General features: G+C 60.0%; 20 protein-coding genes and 1 tRNA gene. 10 read left to right on the top strand and 11 right to left on the bottom strand.

What is annotated here, in order from left to right:
• Window positions 1-4 precede the first annotated feature (4 nt).
• The 6 genes from WC026_RS04055 to WC026_RS04030 form a co-directional block, all read right to left on the bottom strand.
• Window positions 5-673 carry an outer membrane protein gene (locus WC026_RS04055; RefSeq protein WP_372709524.1) on the bottom strand — a complete coding sequence of 223 codons (669 nt, stop codon included), beginning with the start codon at window positions 671-673 and terminating at the stop codon, window positions 5-7.
• 182 nt (window positions 674-855) lie between these two features.
• Window positions 856-2,178 carry a flavin-containing monooxygenase gene (locus WC026_RS04050; protein ID WP_372709523.1) on the bottom strand — a complete coding sequence of 441 codons (1,323 nt, stop codon included), beginning with the start codon at window positions 2,176-2,178 and terminating at the stop codon, window positions 856-858.
• Window positions 2,179-2,406: 228 nt separating this feature from the next.
• Window positions 2,407-3,672 (bottom strand): flavodoxin-dependent (E)-4-hydroxy-3-methylbut-2-enyl-diphosphate synthase, encoded by a 1,266-nt coding sequence (gene ispG, locus WC026_RS04045; protein ID WP_372709522.1) that lies wholly within the window; start codon window positions 3,670-3,672, stop codon window positions 2,407-2,409.
• Window positions 3,673-3,705: 33 nt separating this feature from the next.
• On the bottom strand, window positions 3,706-4,509 hold the full coding sequence (locus WC026_RS04040; protein ID WP_372709521.1) for a metal ABC transporter permease: 804 nt from the start codon (window positions 4,507-4,509) through the stop codon (window positions 3,706-3,708).
• Complete coding sequence (locus WC026_RS04035) at window positions 4,510-5,364, bottom strand: ATP-binding cassette domain-containing protein (RefSeq protein ID WP_372709520.1); 855 nt, start codon at window positions 5,362-5,364, stop codon at window positions 4,510-4,512.
• Window positions 5,365-5,396: 32 nt separating this feature from the next.
• Window positions 5,397-5,888: a Fur family transcriptional regulator gene (locus tag WC026_RS04030; RefSeq protein WP_372709519.1), complete on the bottom strand. Its 492-nt coding sequence runs from the start codon at window positions 5,886-5,888 to the stop codon at window positions 5,397-5,399.
• 305 nt (window positions 5,889-6,193) lie between these two features.
• Here WC026_RS04030 and WC026_RS04025 point away from each other — a divergent pair, with 305 nt between their 5' ends.
• The gene (locus WC026_RS04025; RefSeq protein WP_372709518.1) at window positions 6,194-9,529 is read left to right on the top strand and encodes a hypothetical protein; all 3,336 of its coding nucleotides are present in this window, start codon (window positions 6,194-6,196) and stop codon (window positions 9,527-9,529) included.
• Window positions 9,530-9,542: 13 nt separating this feature from the next.
• Here WC026_RS04025 and WC026_RS04020 read toward each other — a convergent pair whose 3' ends face one another.
• The gene (locus WC026_RS04020; protein WP_372709517.1) at window positions 9,543-10,391 is read right to left on the bottom strand and encodes a fumarylacetoacetate hydrolase family protein; all 849 of its coding nucleotides are present in this window, start codon (window positions 10,389-10,391) and stop codon (window positions 9,543-9,545) included.
• 78 nt (window positions 10,392-10,469) lie between these two features.
• On the opposite strand from WC026_RS04020, the gene WC026_RS04015 reads away from it, so the two are divergent.
• From WC026_RS04015 to WC026_RS03975, 9 genes are all read left to right on the top strand, one after another.
• Window positions 10,470-10,694, top strand: a complete 225-nt coding sequence (locus WC026_RS04015; protein WP_372709516.1) for a hypothetical protein — start codon at window positions 10,470-10,472, stop codon at window positions 10,692-10,694.
• A gap of 118 nt (window positions 10,695-10,812) precedes the next feature.
• Window positions 10,813-10,977, top strand: coding sequence for a hypothetical protein (locus WC026_RS04010; protein WP_372709515.1), 165 nt, complete (start codon window positions 10,813-10,815; stop codon window positions 10,975-10,977).
• A gap of 174 nt (window positions 10,978-11,151) precedes the next feature.
• Window positions 11,152-12,042 (top strand): dienelactone hydrolase family protein, encoded by an 891-nt coding sequence (locus tag WC026_RS04005; RefSeq protein ID WP_372709514.1) that lies wholly within the window; start codon window positions 11,152-11,154, stop codon window positions 12,040-12,042.
• Window positions 12,043-12,087: 45 nt separating this feature from the next.
• The gene (locus WC026_RS04000; RefSeq protein ID WP_372709513.1) at window positions 12,088-12,285 is read left to right on the top strand and encodes a hypothetical protein; all 198 of its coding nucleotides are present in this window, start codon (window positions 12,088-12,090) and stop codon (window positions 12,283-12,285) included.
• 173 nt (window positions 12,286-12,458) lie between these two features.
• The gene (locus tag WC026_RS03995; protein ID WP_372709512.1) at window positions 12,459-12,812 is read left to right on the top strand and encodes a polymer-forming cytoskeletal protein; all 354 of its coding nucleotides are present in this window, start codon (window positions 12,459-12,461) and stop codon (window positions 12,810-12,812) included.
• Window positions 12,813-13,125: 313 nt separating this feature from the next.
• Window positions 13,126-13,872 carry an SDR family NAD(P)-dependent oxidoreductase gene (locus WC026_RS03990; protein WP_372709511.1) on the top strand — a complete coding sequence of 249 codons (747 nt, stop codon included), beginning with the start codon at window positions 13,126-13,128 and terminating at the stop codon, window positions 13,870-13,872.
• Between the two features lie 281 nt (window positions 13,873-14,153).
• Window positions 14,154-15,533 (top strand): histidine kinase, encoded by a 1,380-nt coding sequence (locus tag WC026_RS03985; protein ID WP_372709510.1) that lies wholly within the window; start codon window positions 14,154-14,156, stop codon window positions 15,531-15,533.
• Entirely contained in the window at window positions 15,530-16,192 is a 663-nt protein-coding gene (locus WC026_RS03980) for a response regulator (protein ID WP_372709509.1), read from the top strand. The genes WC026_RS03985 and WC026_RS03980 overlap by 4 nt, the downstream gene beginning before the upstream one ends.
• Window positions 16,193-16,452: 260 nt before the next feature.
• Window positions 16,453-17,415 (top strand): phenylacetaldoxime dehydratase family protein, encoded by a 963-nt coding sequence (locus tag WC026_RS03975; protein ID WP_372709508.1) that lies wholly within the window; start codon window positions 16,453-16,455, stop codon window positions 17,413-17,415.
• A gap of 244 nt (window positions 17,416-17,659) precedes the next feature.
• On the opposite strand, the gene WC026_RS03970 is transcribed toward WC026_RS03975, so the two are convergent.
• The 4 genes from WC026_RS03970 to panE form a co-directional block, all read right to left on the bottom strand.
• Window positions 17,660-19,621: a DEAD/DEAH box helicase gene (locus tag WC026_RS03970; RefSeq protein ID WP_372709507.1), complete on the bottom strand. Its 1,962-nt coding sequence runs from the start codon at window positions 19,619-19,621 to the stop codon at window positions 17,660-17,662.
• Window positions 19,622-20,734: 1,113 nt separating this feature from the next.
• Window positions 20,735-20,821 (bottom strand) — tRNA-Leu (locus tag WC026_RS03965).
• Window positions 20,822-20,891: 70 nt separating this feature from the next.
• Window positions 20,892-21,413, bottom strand: a complete 522-nt coding sequence (locus WC026_RS03960) for a thioredoxin family protein (RefSeq protein ID WP_372709506.1) — start codon at window positions 21,411-21,413, stop codon at window positions 20,892-20,894.
• 102 nt (window positions 21,414-21,515) lie between these two features.
• A complete protein-coding gene (gene panE / locus WC026_RS03955) occupies window positions 21,516-22,460 on the bottom strand; it encodes a 2-dehydropantoate 2-reductase (protein WP_372709505.1) in 945 nt (314 codons plus the stop codon).
• Window positions 22,461-22,649: the final 189 nt, after the last annotated feature.

The raw sequence follows: 22,649 nt of genomic DNA, 5'->3' as shown, positions 1-22,649 counted from the left end.
TCTACTAGAAGTGGTAGTTGAGACCGACGCGTACGGTCTGAACGTCATTGTTGATACGCACGAAGTCGCCGTCGGCAGCTTTCAGCTTGGAGTCGCCCAGGCCGAGATACAGATACTCAGCCTTCGCGCTCCAGTTCTGCGAGAATTTCCACTCGAGACCACCACCGACGGCATAACCCGTCAGCGTATCGTTGGCGCGAAAGCTTTCGCCGTCAAGGTTGGCGCGGTGATCAACGTCGGCTACCGCGAGACCGGCTGTCGCATAGAACAGCCACGGACCGCTTGCGACGCCGAGGCGACCACGAACCGTCGAGAACCAATTCATGTCGCTGCGTGCAGTATCGCCGTCAAAGGTGTAGGTGCGGCCGCTGATGTCGGCGCCCTGGAAGTCGCCTTCCAAGCCGAAGACGATGCGATCACGCTGCCAATTGTAGCCGATCTGGCCGCCACCAAATCCGCCTTCAGCTTCCGTCGGCTTTGCATTCGACCAACCGTAGCCGCCGTTAATACCGATGTATGCGCCATCCCAGATCGCGGGCTGATAAATCGGTGCCGCCTCAGGCGGATTGTAGGGCTGATACGGCCCCAGATCAGCGGCCATGGCGCTGCCGCTCGCAGCTGCCAAAGCCGTCGCGCTGCCAAGCAGCAGCGACTTCAAATTCCACGCTTTCATAGTGTTTACCCTGTAAGAACAGCCTCGTGGGCCTGCTTGCCCCCGACAATGCCTAGCAGAATATAGGGTTCCATTTAGGCAATGCGGATGCGCTAACTGAGTATCTGTCATGCCGTAAAATAATTGCTATTCCGTGAGTATTATTCTTCGCCCTTTAATTATGGCTTTTACATTCGTCAGCACTAAGCCCTAACCGGAATGCGGCCTTTTTCTGCCGCAAAAGCCTCTTTCCGAGCCATGCGCTTGTCGCGAAGTTTCAGCAGCGGCAAAACCAAATGCGCGAGGCGAATTTCTCGCCGCGATTTTTCCGGATCGACGAGATGTGTCGTCGGCAGGCGCTGTGTAAACGATTGCTCCATCAGTGTGCCAATTGGAAACTCCAGCTCGTCCTGCATGGCGATCATGCGCGCGTAGAGATCGGATAGCGGCGTGACGAGGCGGCCAAAGCCGTTTCGCGCCTGCGCCCATCCGACAATGTAAAGCCCGCGAATTCCAGCGGGGAACGCGCCGCCGTAGACTTGCACGACATTGTCTTTCACCGCGATCAGACCCTCGGGAAGGAAGGGATAAGAGGCGTGAAATCCGGTTGCGGCGATAATCAGGTCATAGGTGCCGGTCGATCCGTCGACAAACGTCACGGTGTTGCCGTCGACATGATCGATCGCGAGGCGCGGCTTCACACGACCCAATCGAATGGCGCTCAAGAGGTCGGTTCCGAATGCAGGATGACGATCGAACAATTTGTGGGTCGGCCGCTCGAGTCCGTAGCGGCGATAATCGCCGATGCTCAATTTGACGATTGTCTTTAAAATCGCGCGCTGCATGAAGATCGGCAGCCGCCAAATCGGAACGTCGGTCAGCGGGCGGCCGAAAAATGTCTTGGGCAGATACCAATAGCCGGACTTGAGGCTGATGTCGCAGCTCTCTCCGAAGCGGCCCGCATCGCACGCCATGTCGACGCCGGAATTGCCGCCGCCGATGACGAGCACGCGCTTTCCTTGAACCTGCGAGACATCGCGATAATCCTTTGAATGAAGGATTTCTCCCGCGAACGTGCCGCGCAATTCGGGATAGCGTTTATCCCAGTGATGGCCGTTGCAGACGACGACGCCTTTGTACGTTCGCGTTTCGCCGTCGGCGAATGTCACGGTCCAGCGGCTCGCGTCCTCGGGGACGACGGAGGCAACGCTTTTGTTGAACTCGCACTCGGGAAGAAGCCCGCGATCCCGCGCGAACGCATTGAGATAGGACAGCATCTGGTCGGCCGACGGGAAATCCGGAAAATCGTCAGGCATCGGATAATCGGCGTATTCGGTCGCCTTCTTCGAAGACACGATGTGTGCGGAGCGATAGACGCCGTGCAGCCAGTTGCCTCCGACGCCCGATCCGGCATCGACGATATCGAATGGAATACCCCGGTGCTTCAACGCGGCGCCCATAGCGAGCCCGACCGGACCGGCGCCGATGACGAGGTGGCGTTCGGAGGTGCTGCTTCTGTCGCTCATTCCGGATGAAATCCTTCGTGGCTGTTTGACAAGACGCACCCTCTAGCAAACCTCAAAGGGACTGCGAGGGTTCATCTTCAGAAGTGGTAATCGCCGGCTAATACTTAGCGCGGGACGCGAAACGGCGCGAGCGAAGGATGGTCGCAAATCGCGATCAGGACAGCCGTTAATGTCAATTAAGAGATTGAATTATAAATGTTAATTTACGCGATATCGACGCTGCCGGGTCTATTCGGCCGCGTCGCTTTTTGCCAGGCCGGGGGCGGCGAAGCGGCGGGCAATGTAATCCTCGACGATGGACTTGAAATCGGTCGCGATGTTCGGACCGCGCAACGTCATCGCCTTCTTGCCGTCGATGAAGACGGGGGCAGCCGGGGATTCTCCGGTGCCCGGCAATGAAATTCCGACGTCGGCATGCTTGCTCTCGCCGGGGCCGTTCACGATGCAGCCCATGACGGCGAAGTTTAGCGTTTCGACGCCGGGATACTGCGTTTTCCAATCCGGCATGCGGTCGCGGATCATGTCTTGTATGTCGCGCGCAAGTTCCTGGAACACGGTGGACGTCGTGCGTCCGCAGCCGGGGCACGCTGCGACGACCGGGACGAACGAGCGAAGGCCCATCGTCTGCAGGAGTTCCTGCGCGGTGCGCACTTCCTGGGCGCGATCTCCGCCCGGCTCCGGCGTCAGGGAAAAGCGGATCGTGTCGCCGATGCCGTTTTGCAGCAGGATGCCGATGGCGGCGGATGAGGCGACGATGCCTTTCGAGCCCATTCCGGCTTCGGTCAATCCGAGATGCAGCGCATAGCGGCTGCGTTGCGCGAGCATGTGATAGACGGCGATCAGATCCTGGACGGACGAGACCTTGCCGGAGACGATGATGCGATCGGCACCGAGGCCCATTTCCTCGGCGCGTTCGGCCGACATCAGCGCGGATTGCACCATCGCTTCATGCATGACGGCGCGGGCCGGTTTCGGGTTTGCAGACTTCGCGTTCTCATCCATCAAGTGCGTCAGAAGCTCGGCATCGAGCGAACCCCAGTTGACGCCGATGCGCACCGGCTTGCCGTGGCGCATCGCGGTCTCGATGATGGCGCCGAACTGGCGGTCGCGCTTGTCCTTGAAACCGACGTTGCCGGGATTGATGCGATACTTGTCGAGCGCTTCGGCGCAGTCCGGATTTTCGCCCAGCAGCTTGTGCCCGATGTAGTGGAAGTCGCCGATCAGAGGCACGGTCACGCCGCGCTTGCGCAACTGGTCGCGAATGTGCGGGACGGCTTTCGCGGCTTCGTCACGATCAACCGTGATGCGCACGAGTTCCGAACCGGCGCGGGCCAAGTCGGCGACCTGCTTGACCGTCGACGCGATGTCGGCTGTGTCGGTATTCGTCATCGATTGGACGACGACAGGCGCGCCGCCGCCGACGATCACGCCGCCAACGTTGACCGCGACAGTTTCATGACGCGGCTTCATCGAGATGCTGTCGCTGAGCGACATCAGCAAACCTTTCCCTGCCCCACTGGCGACGTTCTAGCCTTGTCTGCGGCTTCCCGCCAGAAGGGATATGGCTGCGACTGTGCACATCGCGATGACGATGCTCGGCCCGCCCGGCAAATCGCTCGAAAGCGACAGCCAAAGCCCGAAAATCGTGCTCGCAACGGCGATTGCCGCAGCCAGTAAAACCATGCCGACCGGTGTTCGCGATAGAGGCCTGGCTGCCACAGCGGGAACGACCAAAAATGCCATGACCAGCAAAATGCCGACGATCTTCATCGCGACCGCAATGACGATAGCGAGCAGAAGGTCGAACGCCGCGCGCGGCAGGCGTGGATTTATCCCCTCGGCCGTCGCCAGGTCTTCGTGCAAGGAGAGCCGGACGAGCGGCTCCCAGAGGTAGAAAATTACCGCCAGGACCACCGCCCCACCGGCATACACCCAGATCAGGTCGGTCGAGGTGACGGCGAAAACATCGCCGAAAAGATAGCTCATCAGATCGATGCCCGGGCCTTTCGCCAGCGCGATGGCGGTAATGCCGAGAGCCAGCGTCGCGTGATGCGTAAGGCCAAGAGCGGAATCGAGGGGGACGACGCGCTGGCGGCCGAGCAGTGTCAGCACGCCGACGGCCGCAATCGCAGCGACGACGACGGCGAGCGTCAGGTCGATGTGGAGAGCCAATCCCAGCGCCACACCGAGAAGGCCGGCTTGGGCCAGCGTTTCTCCGACGTAGGACATCCGCCGCCACACGACGATGCAGCCGAGGGGCGCCGCGATCACCGCGAGACCGATGGCTGCGAACAACGCGCGCCAGACGAACGGCTCAGGCCAGGACAACACTTAGGAACCTCGTCCATGCGTATCGTCGGGGGCGAGCGGCTTCGGTTCGCCTGTCAAATCGTGGGCATGATCGTGGTGATGCCGGTAGACGCTCAACGACGACGCCCCCTTCGGCCCGAAGATACGCGCATATTCGGAGTGCTGAGATACATGCTCCGGCTCGCCCGAGCAGCAGACGTGACCGTTCAGGCAGATGACGCGGTCGCTTTTCGCCATCACGACGTGGAGATCGTGCGAAACGAGCAGAATTCCGAGATGGCGCTCGTCGCGCAGCTTGCCGACCAACTCGTAGAGTTCCGCTTCGCCCGCGAAGTCGACGCCGCTCGCAGGCTCGTCGAGGATCAGCAGGTTTGGCCGCCGCAAGAGCGCCCGCGCGATCAGCACACGTTGCGTCTCGCCGCCCGACAGTTTCGACAATTGCTGGTGTCCGGTGCGGCGCGCTCCGACTTCGTCCAGCGTATTTGCAATCTCTTTCGCGGACGCCGAGCCGCCGAGGGCGAGAAAACCTTCAACCGTCATCGGGATCGCCGCATCGACCTCGAAGCGTTGCGGCACGTAGCCGATGCGTGTCGAAGCGGGGCGTATGATCCGGCCGCTGTCGGGTTTCTCAATGCCGAGAACAAGGCGCACCAGCGTCGTTTTTCCTGCGCCGTTCGGTCCGATCAGGGTGACGATCTCGCCGGGTAGAACGTCGAGATTGACGCCCGCAATGATATCGCGGCCGCCACGGCGAAGCCAAAGATCGCGTGCCGAGATCAGCGCATTCTCGACCGGCGCACCATCGTGGCTGTGGTCATGGTCGCAACTCGCAGCGGGGCGTGGCGAGCCGTATCCGGTCTGTTGGGATAAAGACAAAAAAGATTTCTCCATCGGCTCGGATGCCGAGTTCAAACCTTGCGACGTCCCGCGCACTCGTGACACATGCCGGAGACTTCGGCGAACCGGACCCTTGGTTCGAATTTCGCGGCGTGCGCGGCAGAGTCGATCGCACGAAAGATATCGTCGCCATCAACTTCCTGGACTATGCCGCATTTCTCGCAGCTCAGGAACATCGGACGGCGGCCCGTTCGGGGACGGTGAAGTTGCCGGCAGGCGAAATACGCGTTCTTGCTCTCGAGGCGATGAACGACACCAGCTTCCAGCAGCGCGTCGAGCGCCCGGTAAATCGAGATGGGCGCCAGCCGCGTCCCCTTCTTCGCAAGGCGATCCAGAACCTCGTAAGCTCCGACGCTCGCCTGGGTCGAGGCAATCTCCTCGAAGACCTTGCGCCGAAGGTCTGTAAACCGAATGTTCTTCTCGGCGAAGATTGCAGTCGCCTGATCCACGGACAGCTTGACCTTTTCCCGTGACCGTTGCTCCTCGCCTGCATCTGCCGTCATGAACAGTCCTCCGGACCGCGAACTCAGCCACAATGGTCCGTTTTGGCCGGTCGGACAATATAACATGTCGCGACTGGCGGCTATTCCGTTCCAGGCTTGCATCGCTTTTTTGCGTCCTGCAACTTGACCTTACCCGCGGATCGACCACATGCGGTTGCATGTCCTCCCCCGAGGATTTGCCAACTTTCAAAGATTTTCGCTCGGGGTGCGTTACCTAAAAGATGGTCTGCCGCCAATCAGCCGCGTGTTTTGCGCAAAATAGCGGCCAGTGATTCGCCTGTGCCGTAGCTGGGATCTTACCCCCGATGGACGTCAAGCATCTGATTGACCTGATAAGTGAAAACGCCCGGCCGATCGGCACTGCGATTTTCCTCACGGCGGCCATCGCCCTGCTGCTCAGGACGCGCATTGCGCGGCGTTTGCGCGACACGATCGAGGACACGGTTTTCACGAACTGGCGGCTGGCGCTCCTCGGCACCACCGGCATCGTGCTCTCGGCGGCCGCCGGATGGCGGACCTGGGAGGGAATGTACAATTTCACCGGCGAGCCGCTGCTTTCCGGCATGGTGACGTTCGGCATCCAAGGCATCATGCTGATCGTCGCGTGGCTGATCGGCGAGAGCTTTGCGACGGGCATGAACTCGCGCGCCCGTCCTACCGACTCGTCACTGGTCGGTTCTGCGGTACAGCCTTGGCTCGGCAGCGCCATTGGACTTCTTCTTTTCGTCACCGGGTTCGTGCTGTTCCTGCAGTGGACCGGACAGGCCGACGTCAAGCACGCCAATGTCGAGGACCTTGGCTGGGCGAACGCCGGCGATAAGTTTCTGATGGTCGGCGCCGGGCTGCTGATGGTGGCGCTGATCGCGCTCTACGCAGCCAACGATTTGGTGCGTCCGTATCTGCAGGTCGCGCGCGTCATCATCCGCAATTCGATGCTGTGGCTGATGTTTCTCGCCTGCATGGCGACGAGCGTGTTCTTTTCGTTCGACAGCTTCTTCACCTCAATCTTTCCGCAATCGGAGCGCGTTCGCGCGGCGGAGCTTCGCGCGCAGAACCAGGTGTCGGGCATTCTCTCCGATATCGAGCAGGCGCTCGGGTCGCGCAGCAATAGCTTAGCGGCGGAGGTTTTCACGACCGAGGCCTGGAAAGGCTACGAGCAACAGCTCAGCGCCATCACGGAAGCCGCCGCGCAATCGCAGGGCGCGATCGAGCGTTATGTTAATGCACAGATCGAGGCGCGCAGCCGGGCCGTCAAAGAGCAGCAGGAGCGGATTGCATCGGCGGAAGCCGGTCAAGCCGGACTCGCCGGGCGCAAGACTTCGCTGACGGATGAGAAATCCCGGCTTGCAGCTCAGCGTCCGGAGCTTGCCGCCGACTACGCAACGAAGAAAGCCGAATATGATCTGAAAATGAAGGACGTCGGCGCCAAACGCGTCGAAGCGCTCGCCGAAGACAAGGGCGTCGAGGGGACACTGAAAGCGGGCCGTGGTCCGATCTACCGACAGCGTATGAGCGAACTTGCGATGTCACAGGGCGCCGCGCAGATCGCGGGCGAGCGGACGAAAGACGCGCAGAAGCGGCTCAGCACGATCGAGTCGCGGCTTGCCGCCATCGATGCGGAACTGGCGACGCTCGACGGCGACCTCGCGAAATACAAGGGTGAAGCCGATACGGCGAAGCAGCGGATCGCGCTCTCCGATGATTCAGCGAAGGACGACAGCGGACCGAAGATCGATCCGGCGAAAATCATGCCCGCCTTCGATCGTGCCAAGTCCGAGTTTCGCGCGGAGCCGAACACCGCACGCCTCGCGACGGTGCAGCGGTTCTGTAACGACATCTACGGCGCGTTGTCCGCAACGCCGGAAACGAAGCCGCTTCTCAATGGCATCGACTGCGATCCGAAAGCCGTCTCGGATGCGGCGTCCGGGCTCTTTGCATTGCAGTCCGGCACCAAGGTTTTCCAGGAGAGTTGCGTCGGCGGCGATAGGCTCGTCGAGAACAAGTCAACCGACGATCTGTATGCTTTCGCGCGCCGCTGCCTGTCAGACAGCGCCTTGCCGAGCGATGATACCGCCGCGCTACGCTCGAAGATCAATCGCATCGAGCTGTCACGCGATGACAAGGCGCATCGCTTCGTCGTGACGATTAATGCGTTCCAGGACGGTAACCGCCTCGCTTATCTTGCGCTTGCCATTGCGATCGGGCTTGACGGCTTGATCTTCATGTCCGGGCTTTTCGGCGCCAATGCCGTGCGTTCGCCGCTGTCGGATATTCCGAGCTACAAATCCCGCTCGGGGTCACAGCTGGAAGCGACGATCAACGCAGCGCTTGGCGCGCACCCTTATGAAACAGCATGGCTGACGCTGAAGGCGTTCAGACCGATCACGAACCAAGACGGCTTTTCGGCGCTTGCCGATCTCAGCACGATGGAGCGCTCGCAAGCGGATCGCGTGCGCATGGTGCTGACGGCAGGCGCCGACATTGGTGCCGTTGAAACCGTCTCGCACAATCCTGAACGATACCGGGTGCGCAGCGAGCTTCGCGAGTATCTGTCGAGCGTCGTCGACAAGCAGTTCAAGACGGATGCTTCGGCGAAGGACCGCGCGCGCCTCGATCAGCTCGTGTCGGCGGCACTTGCTCCCCATCCGCGCGAGCATTCCGAAATCGTGCTCAACACATTGGAGCCGATCCGCGAGACGGAAGGCTTCACGTCGATGGTGACGCTGACCGACATTACGAACGATTACGACTCCCGCGTCGTGCGTCGCGTGATGAATGCGGGCTCCGCCGTCAAGGCTGTCGCGCCAGACCTCAAAATCGCGGATCGCTATTACATCCGACCGACGCTTTACGAAACGCTGCTGACGATCCGGGCGACGGCGCCGGACTCATCGCAGTACCGGATTGAGCGGGCGCGTGCTGAAGGCTTCAGGGACCAGCCCGCCATCGAGGGTGGAACTCTGCATGCGTTGCAACCCGAGCTTCAATTCGAACCTCGCCCGCGCGAGATCGAGAAGCCGAGGCCCGCTCTGCCGCGCATCAGTCCGCTGTCGGACGAAGAGCGCGCACATCTCATCGCCTATTACCGCGAGGCACTGCTGGACGCGATCCATCTCAGTTCCGATATCGTCGACACGCGGTTGAGCCAGCTGCAGTCGCGCGATGCGATCCTGGAGGCGTGGAAGACACTCAATTCGCAGAGCAAGAAGAATGAAAGCCTCGGCGTCATTTTGCGTGCCTTCCAAAACGACCAGGACCGCGATCTGAGCGAAGTTTATTCCAAGATGCGCCGGGAAATCGATGGCGACGAGCGCAAGCTGTCGCTGCTGGAAGGCGTCGACGGGCGCGTTCGCGACGACCTTCTTCTTTACATGCTGTTCCCGGAAACGGGTCTCGTCAGCTATTTGATCGAGGAGCTTGAGGCTGCTGCGCAACCAGACGACGGGCTCGTTCACGGCGAGCAGCAGCTCAAGGATCAACTCCGATCCGTGCACGAAGCGCTCGATCGGCTGGACCTCGACAATCCGCAATCCTGGCACGAAATCAGGAAGCGGCTCGCCGTGCGTTCCGGACCTGATCTGCGGAATTTCTTCAACAGATCAAACGACCGTGACGAGCCGTCCAACGATGACGACGCCTGATCTCAGCTTTTAATCAGAGCGCGAACGGAACGACGTTCTGGCGTTGCGTGCCGAGGCCGTCGATCTTGAGTTCGACGACGTCGCCCGCCTTCAGGAACTCCCTCGGATTGCGCGCGGTGCCCACTCCCGGCGGCGTTCCGGTGGAAATGATGTCGCCAGGCTCCAGAACCATGAATTCGGTGACGTAGGCGAGCAGATAGGGAATGTTGAAAATCATCGTCGCGGTCGAGCCGGTCTGCTTGCGCGCGCCGTTCACGTCGAGCGACATCGCCAGATTTCCAACGTCGGCGATTTCGTCCGGCGTTACCAGCCAGGGTCCGATCGGACCGAATGTTTCCGCCGATTTGCCCTTCACCCACTGGCCGCCACGCTTGCTCTGGAAGCTGCGCTCCGAGACGTCATTGCAGATGCAGTAGCCGGCGATGTATTTCGCCCAATCCTTCGCTTCGACGTAGCGCGCGCGGGCGCCGATCACGAACGCGATTTCGCATTCCCAATCGGTGTGGCGGGAATTGCGCGGGATCATCACGTCGTCGTTCGGACCGCAGATGGACGTCGTGGCCTTGTTGAAAAGAATGGGCTCGGTCGGAATTTCCTGACCCGTTTCCTTGGCGTGGTCGGCGTAGTTCAGCCCGATGGCGATGAAGTTACGCGTACCGGCGACCGGGGGACCGAGGCGGACGCCTTCCGGCGCTTTTGGCAGAGAGGCCGGATCGATGGCGGCGAGCTTGACGAGCGCGGCAGGCGCCAGATGCGCACCGGAAAAATCAGGAACATGCGCTGAGAGATCACGAATATTTCCGTCACGATCCACGATGCCGGGCTTTTCCGCGCCGTGTGCGCCAAATCGAACGAGCTTCATTGTTGTTTTATCCCCTAGGCTTGTGACGGAAATTGCCAAAGACAGGGCGGCTGGGCCCATTGCAAGGTGTCTTAAACGATGCTCAATGCGGCAACAATCATTGAGAGCCGCCCTGTGGCGCGGCGAATTTGGACTTATGCGCGCAGGGCTTGGCTTAACGAAACTTCGCAAGCGCGCGCAAAGATCTTCGCAATCGGCAACCGGCTGCTGGAAGCGTTGCCGGTGCTTCGCCTGAAAACATTTGGCGAAATTTTGTCTTTCGCTGATCCGCGCAAAGACGATCGTAGAAAAATTATTTCCTGATGCCGATACGTCGACCTTACGGAAAAGTATATGCGCCGTAAGAACCCCATCAGGCTCCGAGGAGTATCTAGCGCAGACCTGGACAACATCCAGGAAACTCGATGGAGGAGAGATCCAGATGATTTCCAAGCTTGTGCGTGGCGCGGTCCTTACCGGCGTGCTGGTCGCTTTTTCGGCTCCGATCGTCGCCAACGCTGCCGACGCGCCGATGACGAAAGCAGACTGCAAAAAAGCAAAAGACATGAAGTGGGATAAAACCACCAAAGCGTGCGTCAAGAAATAAGCCGGCTTCGGCTCGTGTTTCTGAAGGCGGTGCGTGCGAGCGCATCGCCTCTTTTTTTTGTGCGCGCCGATTTGAATGTTCGCCACGCTTCCGTGCGTCTTCTACCTTTGCGGCCTGACATGACGCCGTCGCGCTGCTATCGTTTCATGATGAGCGTCGAGGATGGAGTGCGTAATGACAGAACGGCAGCGGCTCGCTTCTGATATCTTCGGGCTTACGAAGAAGCCGCCTCTTTCGCGGCGCGACTTCATGAGCGCATCGGCAGCGGTTGCCGCGGGCTACACGCTGGCCGCGGGCCCCGTTCGCGCCGAAGCGGTCAAGACGGATACCAACGGGCTCGATGCTGGAATGAGCAGCGTCAAAGTCGATGGCGGCGAGATGCCGTTATACTTCGCGCGACCGGCGAACGTCGCGAAACCGCCGATCATTCTCGTCGCGATGGAAATTTTCGGGCTGCACGAATACATCAAAGACGTGACGCGTCGTCTCGGCAAGCTCGGGGCGCTTGCGGTCGCGCCCGACTATTATTTCCGGCAAGGACAGCTCGCCGGCATCAGCGAAATTCGCGAGTTGATGCCGCTCGTTAATGCCAAGCCGGACGCGGAATTGATCGGGGATCTCAACGCGACGGTTCGCTGGGCCGAAGTTCAAGGTGGTGACAAGGACAGGATCGGCATTATCGGATTTTGCCGGGGCGGGCGAACGGTCTGGGAATATTGTGCGGCAAGCAATGAGATAAAGGCGGGCGTCGCATTCTATGGCTCGCTGATCGATCCGGCCCCACAGAAACAGATTTGGCCGAAAAGTCCGCTGGAGCTCGCGCCGGACATGAAAGCTCCGGTGCTCGGAATTTATGGAGCGGAGGATCAGGGCATTCCGCCTGCGCAGGTTGAGCAGATGAAAGCCGCCCTCGCAGCGGCGGGAAAAACTGCTGAATTCAAAATTTACCCCACCGCCGGGCACGGCTTCCATGCCGACTATCGCCCGAGCTACAATAAGGAAGCGGCCGAGGACTCTTGGCAGCAAATGGCCAATTGGTTCAGACGATGGAAAATCCTCGGATGAGACGTCCGTCTCTGGCGCAACAACCGCTCGGTAAAAGGAACTCCGATGGCTGAATCGGCCGATCTTATCGAAATCAACACGCGGATTGGCCTCATCCGCGACAATCTTCGTGAGCTTGTCGAGCAGGCCGCTGCCTTTTCGGGGGCTGCCGATGAAGGGCTGACGTCCGAGCGCATCGCGCAACAGGAAGCGCAGCTTGCGGCGCTGCTGAAAGAACGCGAACGGCTATCTGGCGGCGCATAAGTTGAACGTGCCGACGCGGGTCGTTCACGAATGACGTTGGCGCGCCGATCATTCGGCAGATTTGGATTTGCGACACGTTGGGAGACGGATCAACGGGGTCCTCAATCTCGCCACGGATTACGACGATAACCTTCGCGAGCGGGACGTCACATATCTAGTCTGAGTGCATACCCATGAGTGATGCAAGCCGTTCCTTGTCCGCTGCTCTAACCATTCCCCGCAAAGCGATCATCGAAGGTATACTCGAGTTTCCGGGCCCTCTCATCATCGAGGGCACCGTGCTCGGTGATGTACGCTGCACGTCTGTCGTCATCGCCGAGCGTGGCAGCGTCGATGGTGCGATCGTGGCCGATGCGGTCACGGTGCTCGGAGAGGTTTCCGGAGAAATCTTTGCGAACCATTTGACGCTGAAGAAAGCGTCCTCCGTCGCCGCGAACATTTTTCATAAGCATCTGTCGCTAGAGGACGGTTGCTATTTCGAGGGAAAATCGCGTCGCCATGCCAATCCGCTGCAGCTGGCGACGTAGCCACCCGTGATGATCTCTGAACCGTATCGCGGTTGCCTGTCGGATTGCTGCTGTAGGCATTCACTGAACGACTTACGCAGCGGTGCGCGATGCTAACCGCAATCCGGCTACGATAGAGCGCTTTCTCACAGAGCACTGCCGCAAGAACGCCCCCCCCCAATCAAGCCGGGCACCATGCCCAAACTCCGCAGGCACCCTGCCCTTGCCGGTTCGCAGAATTCAATGACAAGTCTTGCCATTGGATCTCGATCAAGGCTGGATTACAAGCGCAGCCTCAATACAGTCATCATCCAGCAAGCAGCATGAGCGGTACATGGAACGGAAACACAAAGTTGCGGTCGTGACGGGAGCCAGCACGGGAATAGGCCGCGCGATCTCCGAGAAGTTTCTCGACGCCGGATACCGCCTTGTGATCATGGCGCGCTCGGAACATGGCTTGCTGGAACTCAAAAAGCAGTCACCGGAAAATGTTCTGGTCGTGCCGGGCGACGTTACGAACGCAGCGGACCTCGATCGCCTGGTCGCGGAAACAGTCAAGTCTTACGGGACGGTCGATGTCGTCATTCCCAACGCCGGTGGCGCAAAAGTGGTGCCGTTCGAGAACAGCGACCCGGGAGCGATTGCCGAGCAGTTCAACCTGAATTTCGTCGCCGCGACGGAGACAGTTCGGAAATTCCTGCCCCACATCAACGCCGGCGGCAGCGTGCTTTTCATCACGACGTTCCTGACGACCGTTGGTTTCCCCGGGCTTGCAATCTATAACTCTAGCAAGGCTGCGTTAAAGTCATTTGCGCAGACGCTTGCGGTTGAACTTGCCCCGCGAAACATCCGTGTGAACTGCCTGGCGCCAGGACCTATCAGCACGCCGTTATGGAGCAAGGTCGGCCTCCCCGACGATGTCCTCGCCGCCGTGGCAAAAAATGTGAATGCCAGGCTGATGCCCGGAGCTTTCGGAGAGCCGAACGATATCGCTGAAACGGCTTTATTCCTCGCGTCCTCAGGAGCCAAGAATATCTACGGCCAGGAGATCGTGGTCGACGGCGGCTATACCATCGGCTGAGCGCTGGAATTTGCGCCAGCCGTCGCCGCGCGGAAATCTCGTGCTTTTTTTCGTGAATGAGCCTTAAGCGTAGCGTGCTTGTGGTGCGAATGCGGTGTGCGTCGGGTAGGCCATTTTTGGCCGCCCGATAGCCTGATGGCTATAATTCGCGGGATCCGGCCGAACAGGCGCATAAAACCTCGCCGAACCTCCGGGCATTTTGCCCGCCGATGCCCGGGGCATCTTCATTTTTGGAACGCAAGGATGCAGACTTAGAAAGTCGAACCAAGACGGAGCGGGTCATGCGTCTTCTCACGTTGTTGATTATTCGCCTCATGGCCGTCGTTTTGCTCTGCCTCACCGTGGCCATCGGGGGTCTAGTCTGGGATGCGCATCGGTCCATAGAGGCGGACGTCGCGTCCACTGCAACGCGCGTCAATCAAAGGCTGCAATCCCTTTATTGGCAGCATTTGATCTTCCGCGACGGGATTCAGCGCGGCTCGTTAGTCCCCCTTCCGAACTGGGATACCGTCGAAACCCAAAGCCTCATCGCTCCAGGCGTTTGCGTAACCTTTGGTTTGCCCGGCGCCGATCGCAGCAAGCTATGCAATCAGGTCGAAGCGTTAGGGCCACGAGCACCGGCTTTGTTTTCGGCTGCCTACCTCGCGCTCCTTGGCTCTTACGAACCGATAACGCAGCCACTCTCGATTCATAACCAGACTGCCGGCAACCTCGTGACAGGCGCCGATCCGGAAGCGGCGCAGCGGCGCGCATGGCGCGAAATATCGACCGTCGTCAACATTGCTGTTCTTCTGGCCTCGGGCATTGCCGTTCTGGCAGCGCTGATGATCGGTCACGCGTTGCTTCCTGCCCAGGCGATCATCACGGCACTCAAAAAAATAGAGGACGGGCAACTCGGGCTGCAGCTTGGAAAATTCAAAAGCACCGAGTTCAATCATATCGCGACTGCAGTGAACCGCCTCGCCGCCACGCTTCGACAAACCAATTCCGAGCGCAACGCCCTCACCCTCAGATTGTTTCAGGTTCAGGAGGACGAACGAAGATCCTTGGCGCGCGACCTGCATGACGAATTTGGGCAAGCTCTCAGCGCAACGACGGCACTTGCCACGGTCATTGAAAGCAGCGCCTTGCCTGACCGGCCGGATATTGCGCGCGATGCGAAAGCAATCGCCAAAACGCAGGAACGCTTAATGGGCGCCTTGCGTACGACCCTTGTCCGTTTGCGGTCTCAAAGCATCGAGGAGGTGGGACTGGAAGCGAGCCTTCGCCAGCTCATCACCGACTTCAACGAACAGTCGAAAACGGGCACGGTCTACCGGTTGCATATGGCTGGACGACTTGCGGGGCTTCCAAAGCGTATTGCCGTCGACCTGTACCGCATCGTCCAAGAATGCCTCACCAATGCCACCAAGCACGGGCGGCCCTCCGAAGTGCGCGTCCACGTCGAACGTCACAGCGCGCGCGATCCCCATGTTATTCTTACCGTCGAAGACGATGGCGGCGGAGACGTCAGGCGCATTCATACATCGTCAGGACACGGAATACTGGGTATCCGCGAACGCCTCGCGGGGCTCGGAGGATCTTTGGCGATTTCCAACGCTCCAAAGGGCGTGCGCGTCTTTGCGTTGGTGCCTCTCGACGAGCACGGGATAACGGCATGAAGGCGATTTCCATCCTTCTTGTCGACGACCACCCTGTCGTGCGGGAAGGCTACCGTCGGCTTTTGGAAATGCGACCTCAGTTCACGGTCTGCGAGGAAGCAGAGGACGCCAATCGCGCCTATATCGCCTACAAGACCCATAAGCCTTCCGTGGTCATCATGGATTTGTCGCTGGTGGGCGCCAGCGGCGTCGAGGCGATCCGGCGCATACGCGAATTCGACAAGGACGCGAAAGTCCTCATTTTCAGTATGCATTCCGGCTCGGCCTACGCTCTGAAGGCGTTTGAGGCGGGCGCCAGGGGATACATCACCAAGAGCAGTCCCCCCGGAGAGCTCATTCGCGCCGTCGAGGTCATCGCCGAAGGCGGGCGGGCGATAAGCGAGGATATCTCGCGCGCCCTTGCGGCAGATCGCATTGGCGGCGGCCGTCCGGTTATTGAGGATCTCACACCGCGCGAGATGGAAGTTTTGAGGTTGGTCGCAACGGGCCTCGGCAGCGAGGCCATCGCGGATCTCCTGAACCTCAGCCTCAAGACGGTGCGTAACATCCACTATACGGTCAAAGCCAAGATCGGCGCAGAGAACGATGCGCATCTCGTCTGGCTCGCGTTGGCCGCCGGACTGATCCCGTCCGACAATCTCGTCCCGAACGGCGCCTGAGCGGGCATTTTGCCTGGATTTCGCGGGCACCGTGCTCTGGCGTCACTTGAAACCCCCGAACTAATCTTTGCGAAGGCCGCAGTGACATGCAGGGCCGATGAGCCTGCGCGTTCTTTTTTTGCGGTCCATATCGTCAAACAATCAAATAAGAAATCGGGAGGAACGACAGCATGTCATTGGACTCATCAATACCTAGTCATTTGCGATGTCCAAGAACAAGGTCGCGGCGCGTCAGCGACAAGTGGAATCCGGCTGTCTCGATGTATTCCGCACGCGGACCGGAATCCATCGAGCAGCTTGTCATGTCGTACTTCGGCGTGCAATCGAAAGGCGACGAGAACAAGGGCCGAGCCTGCGCGGCGTTCCAGAAAATCCTGGAGACGTTCAAGCAGCCACACGGCCCGGCACGTCACGACCTCGTGCAGTTCGTCGACGGCCAGGGTTATCTCAACCTGATCGCCGTCGGGTACTGGATCGATCCGTCCGAATTTCAAAAGTGGAACAAGAGCCCGATCATCTCGGACTGGTGGGCGTCCGATAAGCGGCTGAAGGAAGGAGTCGGCTATTTCCGTGAGATCCTGCAGCCGCGCATGGAGCAATTCGAGACCATCTACACGCATGATCATGGACCACTGGAGGGAGTCAGCATTCTGATGGGCGGCATGAGCGAGCCCATTATCGAGCATGGTTATTGGGGATCGATGCGGGATCGTATGCCGAAATCGCAAACCGACACGCTCGATCCGATGGGCGAGGTTGCCGTCAAGCAGGGAAATCCCGCGCTCGGAGGTCGCGTCATCGTTGCCGGTCATGACAATCTTGCGCTCATCCGTTCGGGAGAGGACTGGAGTTTCACCGAAGGTGATGAGCGACGGACCTGGTTCGACGAGATCGAGCCCGTCCTGAACGAAGGCATGAACTATCTCCGCGACGATGGCTTGGAAGCAGGCTGCTATTGCAACCGGTACCTCCACCATATGGATGAGAACGGCAATCTTCTGGAGAAGGGCTTCGGCTATAGCCTTTGGCGCTCACTCTCTCAGCTCGAAACCTGGGCGGAGTCGCATCCGACGCATCTGGCGATCTTCGTGACGTTCACCAAGCTCGCGAAGAAGTTCAAGAAACTGACGCTCTATCACGAGGTCTCGGTGTTCGATGCGTCAAACCAGTACTTCGAGTACATCAACTGCCATCCCAAGACCGGATTGCTGAGGGCGGCTTAGAGCCAAGCCCGGTCCAGGGTGAAACTGCTGCTGGCGCCAGCTTCGTACTGGCGCCCGCATTGCTTACTCCTCAGCGCGGAATTTCTGTCGTTTGATGCGGCAAGAATTACGACGGCGAGATGTCCCGCCGACAAAGTGCTGCAAAATCTGCAACGTCTCGACGATGGGTGTCGCGCGCCGACGTCGGCTTGTGACCCTGAGTGCCATTAGGCAGACGGCGGCTTTCAGAAAGCTATGCCTAAGTCTACGACGCCGGGCGGTCCTTCTTCTTATGCGCGTATTTTGACCCAGGCTTATATGTGCCGTTTGATTTCGACGAACCGGAGCGAGGCGCAGTGCCCTTGGAATGATCTTTCGATGCGTCACGCTTTCGATGGGGAGGAGCGCCAGCTTTCTCTTTGTTTCGATCCCGCCACGGCGTTTTTCCGCGCGGACCCGTCTCCGGACCTGCGGACGTTGCGGCATTGGCCACGTCGTCTTTCCGCTGCTGGACGGCACCGGTCAGATTGCCACGCATACCGGCGTCGCCCTCCATGGAACCGCCGATGCGCGATATCCGCCCCTCATTGGGCTTCATGGCGCGCGCAGCATCCGCAAACTTGTCTGCAAATTCGGCGGCGATCTCGAAGCGCGTGTCGCGATCGAATATCTTGATGGAACCGATCTCGGCCTTCGTCACGTTGCCGGCGCGGCAGAGAAGCGGTAGCAGCCACCGGGGATCGGCTTTGCGCTCGCGGCCGATGTCGACTCGGAACCATACCATCTCGCGGCCCTGATCGCGCACGGGACGCATGGGGCGGCTCTCTCCCGAACGCGTGTTCGCGCGCTCACCTCGATCGTGCGCCCCATGACTGCGTGGTGCTCGCTCACGGTCATCGCGCCGCGGCGGCGGGCCCGTATCCTCAGCAAGATCTTCGGGCGCGGGAAGCTGGGCACGGTGGATGCGGACCAGGGCGAGAGCAATTTCTTCCGCCTTGCGGCTGGCCTGAAGAGCTTGCGCAAGCTTCAGATCCTCGTCCGTCGCGGGATCGGTGAAGATAGAATTGGCGAGGAAGCGTTCCTGATCGCGTGTGCGGATCTCCTCAGCAGTTGGTGCCGGACCCCACGTGACCTTGAGCTTCGCACCGGCCAACAGAGCATCGGCCTTGCGCCGCCGATTGAACGGCACAATCAGAACAGACAGGCCCTTGTTGCCAGCCCGGCCCGTACGACCCGAACGGTGAAGGAGCGTCTCGGTATTGTTGGGCAGATCGGCGTGAATGACGAGCGCGAGAGCCGGCAAGTCGAGTCCGCGCGCCGCCACGTCCGTCGCGACGAGAACGCGCGCGCGGCCATCACGTAACGCTTGCAGCGCATGGGTGCGCTCGTTCTGCGTCAACTCTCCGGATAGGGCCACGGCTGAGAAGCCTCGTTCAGATAAGCGCGCGTGCGTCCGCTTTACGGCTTCACGCGTCGAACAGAACACAATCGCGGCGCCGGCCTCGTGAAACCGAAGCACGTTGACGATGGCATTTTCAATGTCAGCCGGCGCGACACGAATGGCGCGATAGTCGATGTCGGCATGCTGCTCGTTGCGCTTTGCGGTCTCGATACGGACGGCGTCGCGCTGGTAGCGGCGCGCCAGTGCTTCGATCTCACGCGGCATGGTGGCTGAGAACAGCAACGTCTGGCGGCTTTCCGGAGTCGCATCGAGAATGAATTCCAAATCCTCGCGGAATCCGAGATCGAGCATCTCATCGGCCTCGTCGAGCACAACGGCCGCGAGCTTTGTCAGATCAAGCCGCCGTCGTTCCAGATGGTCGCGCAGGCGCCCGGGCGTGCCGACCACAATATGGGCACCCAAGCTGAGCTGGCGGGCTTCCGCGCGCGCGTCCATGCCGCCGACGCAGGCGACAACACGCGCGCCGGTGTCGGTATAGAGCCAGTCGAGTTCGCGCTGCACCTGCATGGCAAGCTCGCGCGTCGGGGCGATGATCAGGGCCAGCGGCTCGGCGGCTTGCGGAAGACGTTCCGCCTCTCCAAGGAGCGTTGGAGCTATCGCAAGTCCAAAGGCCACCGTTTTCCCTGAGCCGGTCTGGGCCGACACCAGCAAATCGCGCCCGACCGTATTGGCTTCGAGAACCGCGAGTTGCACGGCGGTCGGCGTAGAGTAGCCGCGCGCCGAAAGAGCGCGCCCGAGCGCGGGATGAACCGATGGGAAGGTCATGATTGCGAAAACTTTTCAAATGGAGGAAGGCGCCGGGCTCTATTCGAGTGGCAGGCGCACTTCGTCAAGAATGTCGTTATTTAACGTGCCTAGCCGGTATTCGGCTTAACCGCCAGCAGGCAGGTTGGCGCGCTTCGAATGTTGGTTAGGAGGGGCTTGCGCGCCATGCCTTGGTGTGATCGTAGGATGGTCCAGTCCTGCCGCCGTCGCCCCCTGTGACGACGGGATCAGAAGCCGGATAGTCCGTGCGCGTGCGCGCATAGCGCAAAACAACATCGGCTGTTGTCGGCAGCGGTCGAATTTATTTGCGCCGCCTTGCGCTTGTCAGAGCCATCCAAACGGCGAGATCACAGCGCTGCAGCGGCTCAAAGCATGGGCGCGAGCGGCGCCGGTAACGTCGTAGCGCACTTTCGCTTGCTTGGCTTGCCGATCGCGAAAAATCGTCGCCAAAGTGCTCGCGAATTGTTTGCTAATCTAGAAGAGCAGCGTCACGCCGGGAAGCAAAGCCAAGCGCCCAAGCAGGTTTTGGGTGTCGTCACTTTGCACGCCGTCTGCGATGAGTGACACGTCGTCATGCTCGAGCTGTCGTCGCATTTTGTGTGGACCGGGCCCTTCCCCACGCGGCCCTGCCCGTAGATGATGTTTGCAAGGCCATGCGTCGAGAAGAGTTCGGCGATATCGTGGGTCACAGCTTGGCCGACCGCTCCCACCTTAATGCAATCTGCCTGAGCCGTTGCTGAAAGTGCGCAGAAGGCCGCCGCGGCGGCTAAGCCGAGTTTCAAGGAACGCATTTGCCCCTCCAAAAAATAATCTATCCCGGCCTGGAAACTAGTTGAGCGCGTGGCCCTCGACAACAGAATCGACCTGCTACAAGTCGATTCTCCCGAAAGGAACTGGAAAGCGTGCCGCATTTACCACCCATCCAGCGGCCGTAGTGTCCGGCTTGGCTCATGCGGAATAAAACCTCATGCCCCCGGCTCCTGGCCCGCAGTCGATGTCGACCGCCTTCTTGATTGTGGCACTGGTCAGCTTGCAAAATCGATAGGTGTCAGGGCCAAAGACACGGCGTCTCCGCATCGGTCGTCGGGTATCGGCTTTTGCACCGAATATATTTGGTGCGGACGGAGGGACTCGAACCCTCACGACGTTACCGTCTCAGGATTTTAAGTCCTGTGTGTCTACCGGTTCCACCACGTCCGCGCCGGCGGTCCTTATGCCGGGCCGGCACCCCAAGCGCAACTGAACAGTGAGCGGGATTTGGACTTGAGCGTCAGGTCCGGTCTTCAACGGCTGCGGCTGGAGGTGAAGCCTTTGGCGCCATGTCGAAAACCCCGTGCGCCTTCTTCATCAGAGACAAAAGCTCATCGGGTTTGTCGACGGCGAGAGAATGCGGATATTGCGGATCGCTCCCGACCAGCTTGTCGGAAACGTTGCCGTCGGAGTCGATGAAAAGCGTTCTCGGCACATAGACGCCATCGGGCGAGAACGCTCCGTTCAGTTCCTTTTCGGCGTCGCCGTCGACGAGGATCATCACAAAATCGCGCGATGCCGCGACGATCCCCGGGTCCTTGAAAACCTGACGAAAGCGTTTGCACACCGAACACCACGTCGCATGGAAAACCATGATGACGGGACGGCCGGTCTGCGAGGCTTCGTAAATTCCGGAGCGCGCGTCTCGCCAATTGATCTCGGCGCCGTTCCAGTCTTCGGCATGATTGGGTGGGCGTGCGTGAGCGGACGTCGACGACACGGCAAGCAAAAGTGAGAAGGCACAGAGAAGCGAGCGCAGCATACCGGACATCCCGTTTTCAGCAGCAAGTTGTCCCGCTTTTGGCTGACAAAGACAAGACCGGCAAACGCTCTGAAAATTAATGTCCGGTAATTATCCGCTTCATCAAACGATGCTTTCCTCGGTCGCGTTGAATCTGTTCTGATAGGCCTGGAGGTGCACGTAGGCGACGTCCAGCAAGGGCGTGGGTACGCCCTGCTCGCGGCCGCGACGGATGAGATCGCCGACGATATGATCCGACTCGATCTCAGCCCCGCGCTGAATGTCGCGCAACATCGACGCCGAAATATTCGATTGTCGGTCCGTCAGCGTCGCCCGCGCACTCTCCTGGGCAGCGGGCTGCGGCGGGTGACCACACGCGGACGCAACGGCCGAGCACTCATCAAGCATGCGCGAAATAAAGCGCGCGCCTTCGGCGGTTCGCATGATTTCGCCGACGGTCGCGCGCATGAGGCAGGTCGAGCCCGCGAGCGTCGCGAGGAAGAACCATTTCTCCCACATCGTGCCGATAATATCGTCGGAAAATCTTGCGTCGAAGCCGCCGCGTTCGAGTTCTTTTTGGAGGCGCACGGCGCCTTCGCGCTGAGCAGCGTTTCTCGGGCCCTGCGTCAGCGAACCGAACGGACTCAGATGGCGAATGCTCCCATCGGCGTCGAGAACCACGCTGATGTGGCATGTTCCGCCGAGGACGTGCTCCGCTCCGAACGCTTTATCGAGGTCGTAGAGATGGCGCATGCCATTGAGCAGTGGGAGAATGAGCGTCGTGGCACCGACGGCGGGACGGATCGTCTCGATCGCATCCGCGAGACCATAAGCCTTGCTGCTCAGAATAACGGCATCATACGTCTTCGAGATTTCGTCGCGCGTGATCGCGGTCACCGGCGTGGCGACGTTGCCGAGGTGGCTCTTGATCGCGAGACCGTCACGTTTCAGCTGATCGCGCCTCTTCGGCCTGACCAGAAACGTGACGTCAACGTCTGCCTTGGCCAATAAGGCACCGAAGTAACCGCCAGTTGCGCCGGCACCGAGGATCAGAATTCGCATCGACATGACCACCTCTTCCGAGGTTTCTGTCGTAGTCCGATCGATGGAGTTGGCCAACAGGCAACGGGCGCGATCGATCGGCGCGCCCGTATTACAGCGTCACCGTAGTTATGCTGGTCTCACGCGCGCATGATCGGCCGTTCACGGCCGTTCACGAAACGCGAGGCTTTTGCGCACGGCGAGTTGTGTGGCGAA

Origin of the sequence: Hyphomicrobium sp. (assembly GCF_041674905.1) — a bacterium.
Taxonomy (GTDB): domain Bacteria; phylum Pseudomonadota; class Alphaproteobacteria; order Rhizobiales; family Hyphomicrobiaceae; genus Hyphomicrobium_B.
This window is presented reverse-complemented; position numbering and strand designations above follow the sequence as displayed.

Excerpts from the sequence above, each read along its gene's own strand:
- WC026_RS04055 (WP_372709524.1), bottom strand. The coding sequence starts at position 673 with ATGAAAGCGTGGAATTTGAAGTCGCTGCTGCTTGGCAGCGCGACGGCT.
- WC026_RS04050 (WP_372709523.1), bottom strand. The coding sequence starts at position 2,178 with ATGAGCGACAGAAGCAGCACCTCCGAACGCCACCTCGTCATCGGCGCC.
- ispG (WP_372709522.1), bottom strand. The coding sequence starts at position 3,672 with ATGTCGCTCAGCGACAGCATCTCGATGAAGCCGCGTCATGAAACTGTC.
- WC026_RS04030 (WP_372709519.1), bottom strand. The coding sequence starts at position 5,888 with ATGACGGCAGATGCAGGCGAGGAGCAACGGTCACGGGAAAAGGTCAAG.
- WC026_RS04025 (WP_372709518.1), top strand. The coding sequence starts at position 6,194 with ATGGACGTCAAGCATCTGATTGACCTGATAAGTGAAAACGCCCGGCCG.
- WC026_RS04020 (WP_372709517.1), bottom strand. The coding sequence starts at position 10,391 with ATGAAGCTCGTTCGATTTGGCGCACACGGCGCGGAAAAGCCCGGCATC.
- WC026_RS04015 (WP_372709516.1), top strand. The coding sequence starts at position 10,470 with ATGCTCAATGCGGCAACAATCATTGAGAGCCGCCCTGTGGCGCGGCGA.
- WC026_RS04010 (WP_372709515.1), top strand. The coding sequence starts at position 10,813 with ATGATTTCCAAGCTTGTGCGTGGCGCGGTCCTTACCGGCGTGCTGGTC.
- WC026_RS04005 (WP_372709514.1), top strand. The coding sequence starts at position 11,152 with ATGACAGAACGGCAGCGGCTCGCTTCTGATATCTTCGGGCTTACGAAG.
- WC026_RS04000 (WP_372709513.1), top strand. The coding sequence starts at position 12,088 with ATGGCTGAATCGGCCGATCTTATCGAAATCAACACGCGGATTGGCCTC.
- WC026_RS03995 (WP_372709512.1), top strand. The coding sequence starts at position 12,459 with ATGAGTGATGCAAGCCGTTCCTTGTCCGCTGCTCTAACCATTCCCCGC.
- WC026_RS03990 (WP_372709511.1), top strand. The coding sequence starts at position 13,126 with ATGGAACGGAAACACAAAGTTGCGGTCGTGACGGGAGCCAGCACGGGA.
- WC026_RS03985 (WP_372709510.1), top strand. The coding sequence starts at position 14,154 with ATGCGTCTTCTCACGTTGTTGATTATTCGCCTCATGGCCGTCGTTTTG.
- WC026_RS03980 (WP_372709509.1), top strand. The coding sequence starts at position 15,530 with ATGAAGGCGATTTCCATCCTTCTTGTCGACGACCACCCTGTCGTGCGG.
- WC026_RS03975 (WP_372709508.1), top strand. The coding sequence starts at position 16,453 with ATGTATTCCGCACGCGGACCGGAATCCATCGAGCAGCTTGTCATGTCG.
- WC026_RS03970 (WP_372709507.1), bottom strand. The coding sequence starts at position 19,621 with ATGACCTTCCCATCGGTTCATCCCGCGCTCGGGCGCGCTCTTTCGGCG.
- WC026_RS03960 (WP_372709506.1), bottom strand. The coding sequence starts at position 21,413 with ATGCTGCGCTCGCTTCTCTGTGCCTTCTCACTTTTGCTTGCCGTGTCG.
- panE (WP_372709505.1), bottom strand. The coding sequence starts at position 22,460 with ATGTCGATGCGAATTCTGATCCTCGGTGCCGGCGCAACTGGCGGTTAC.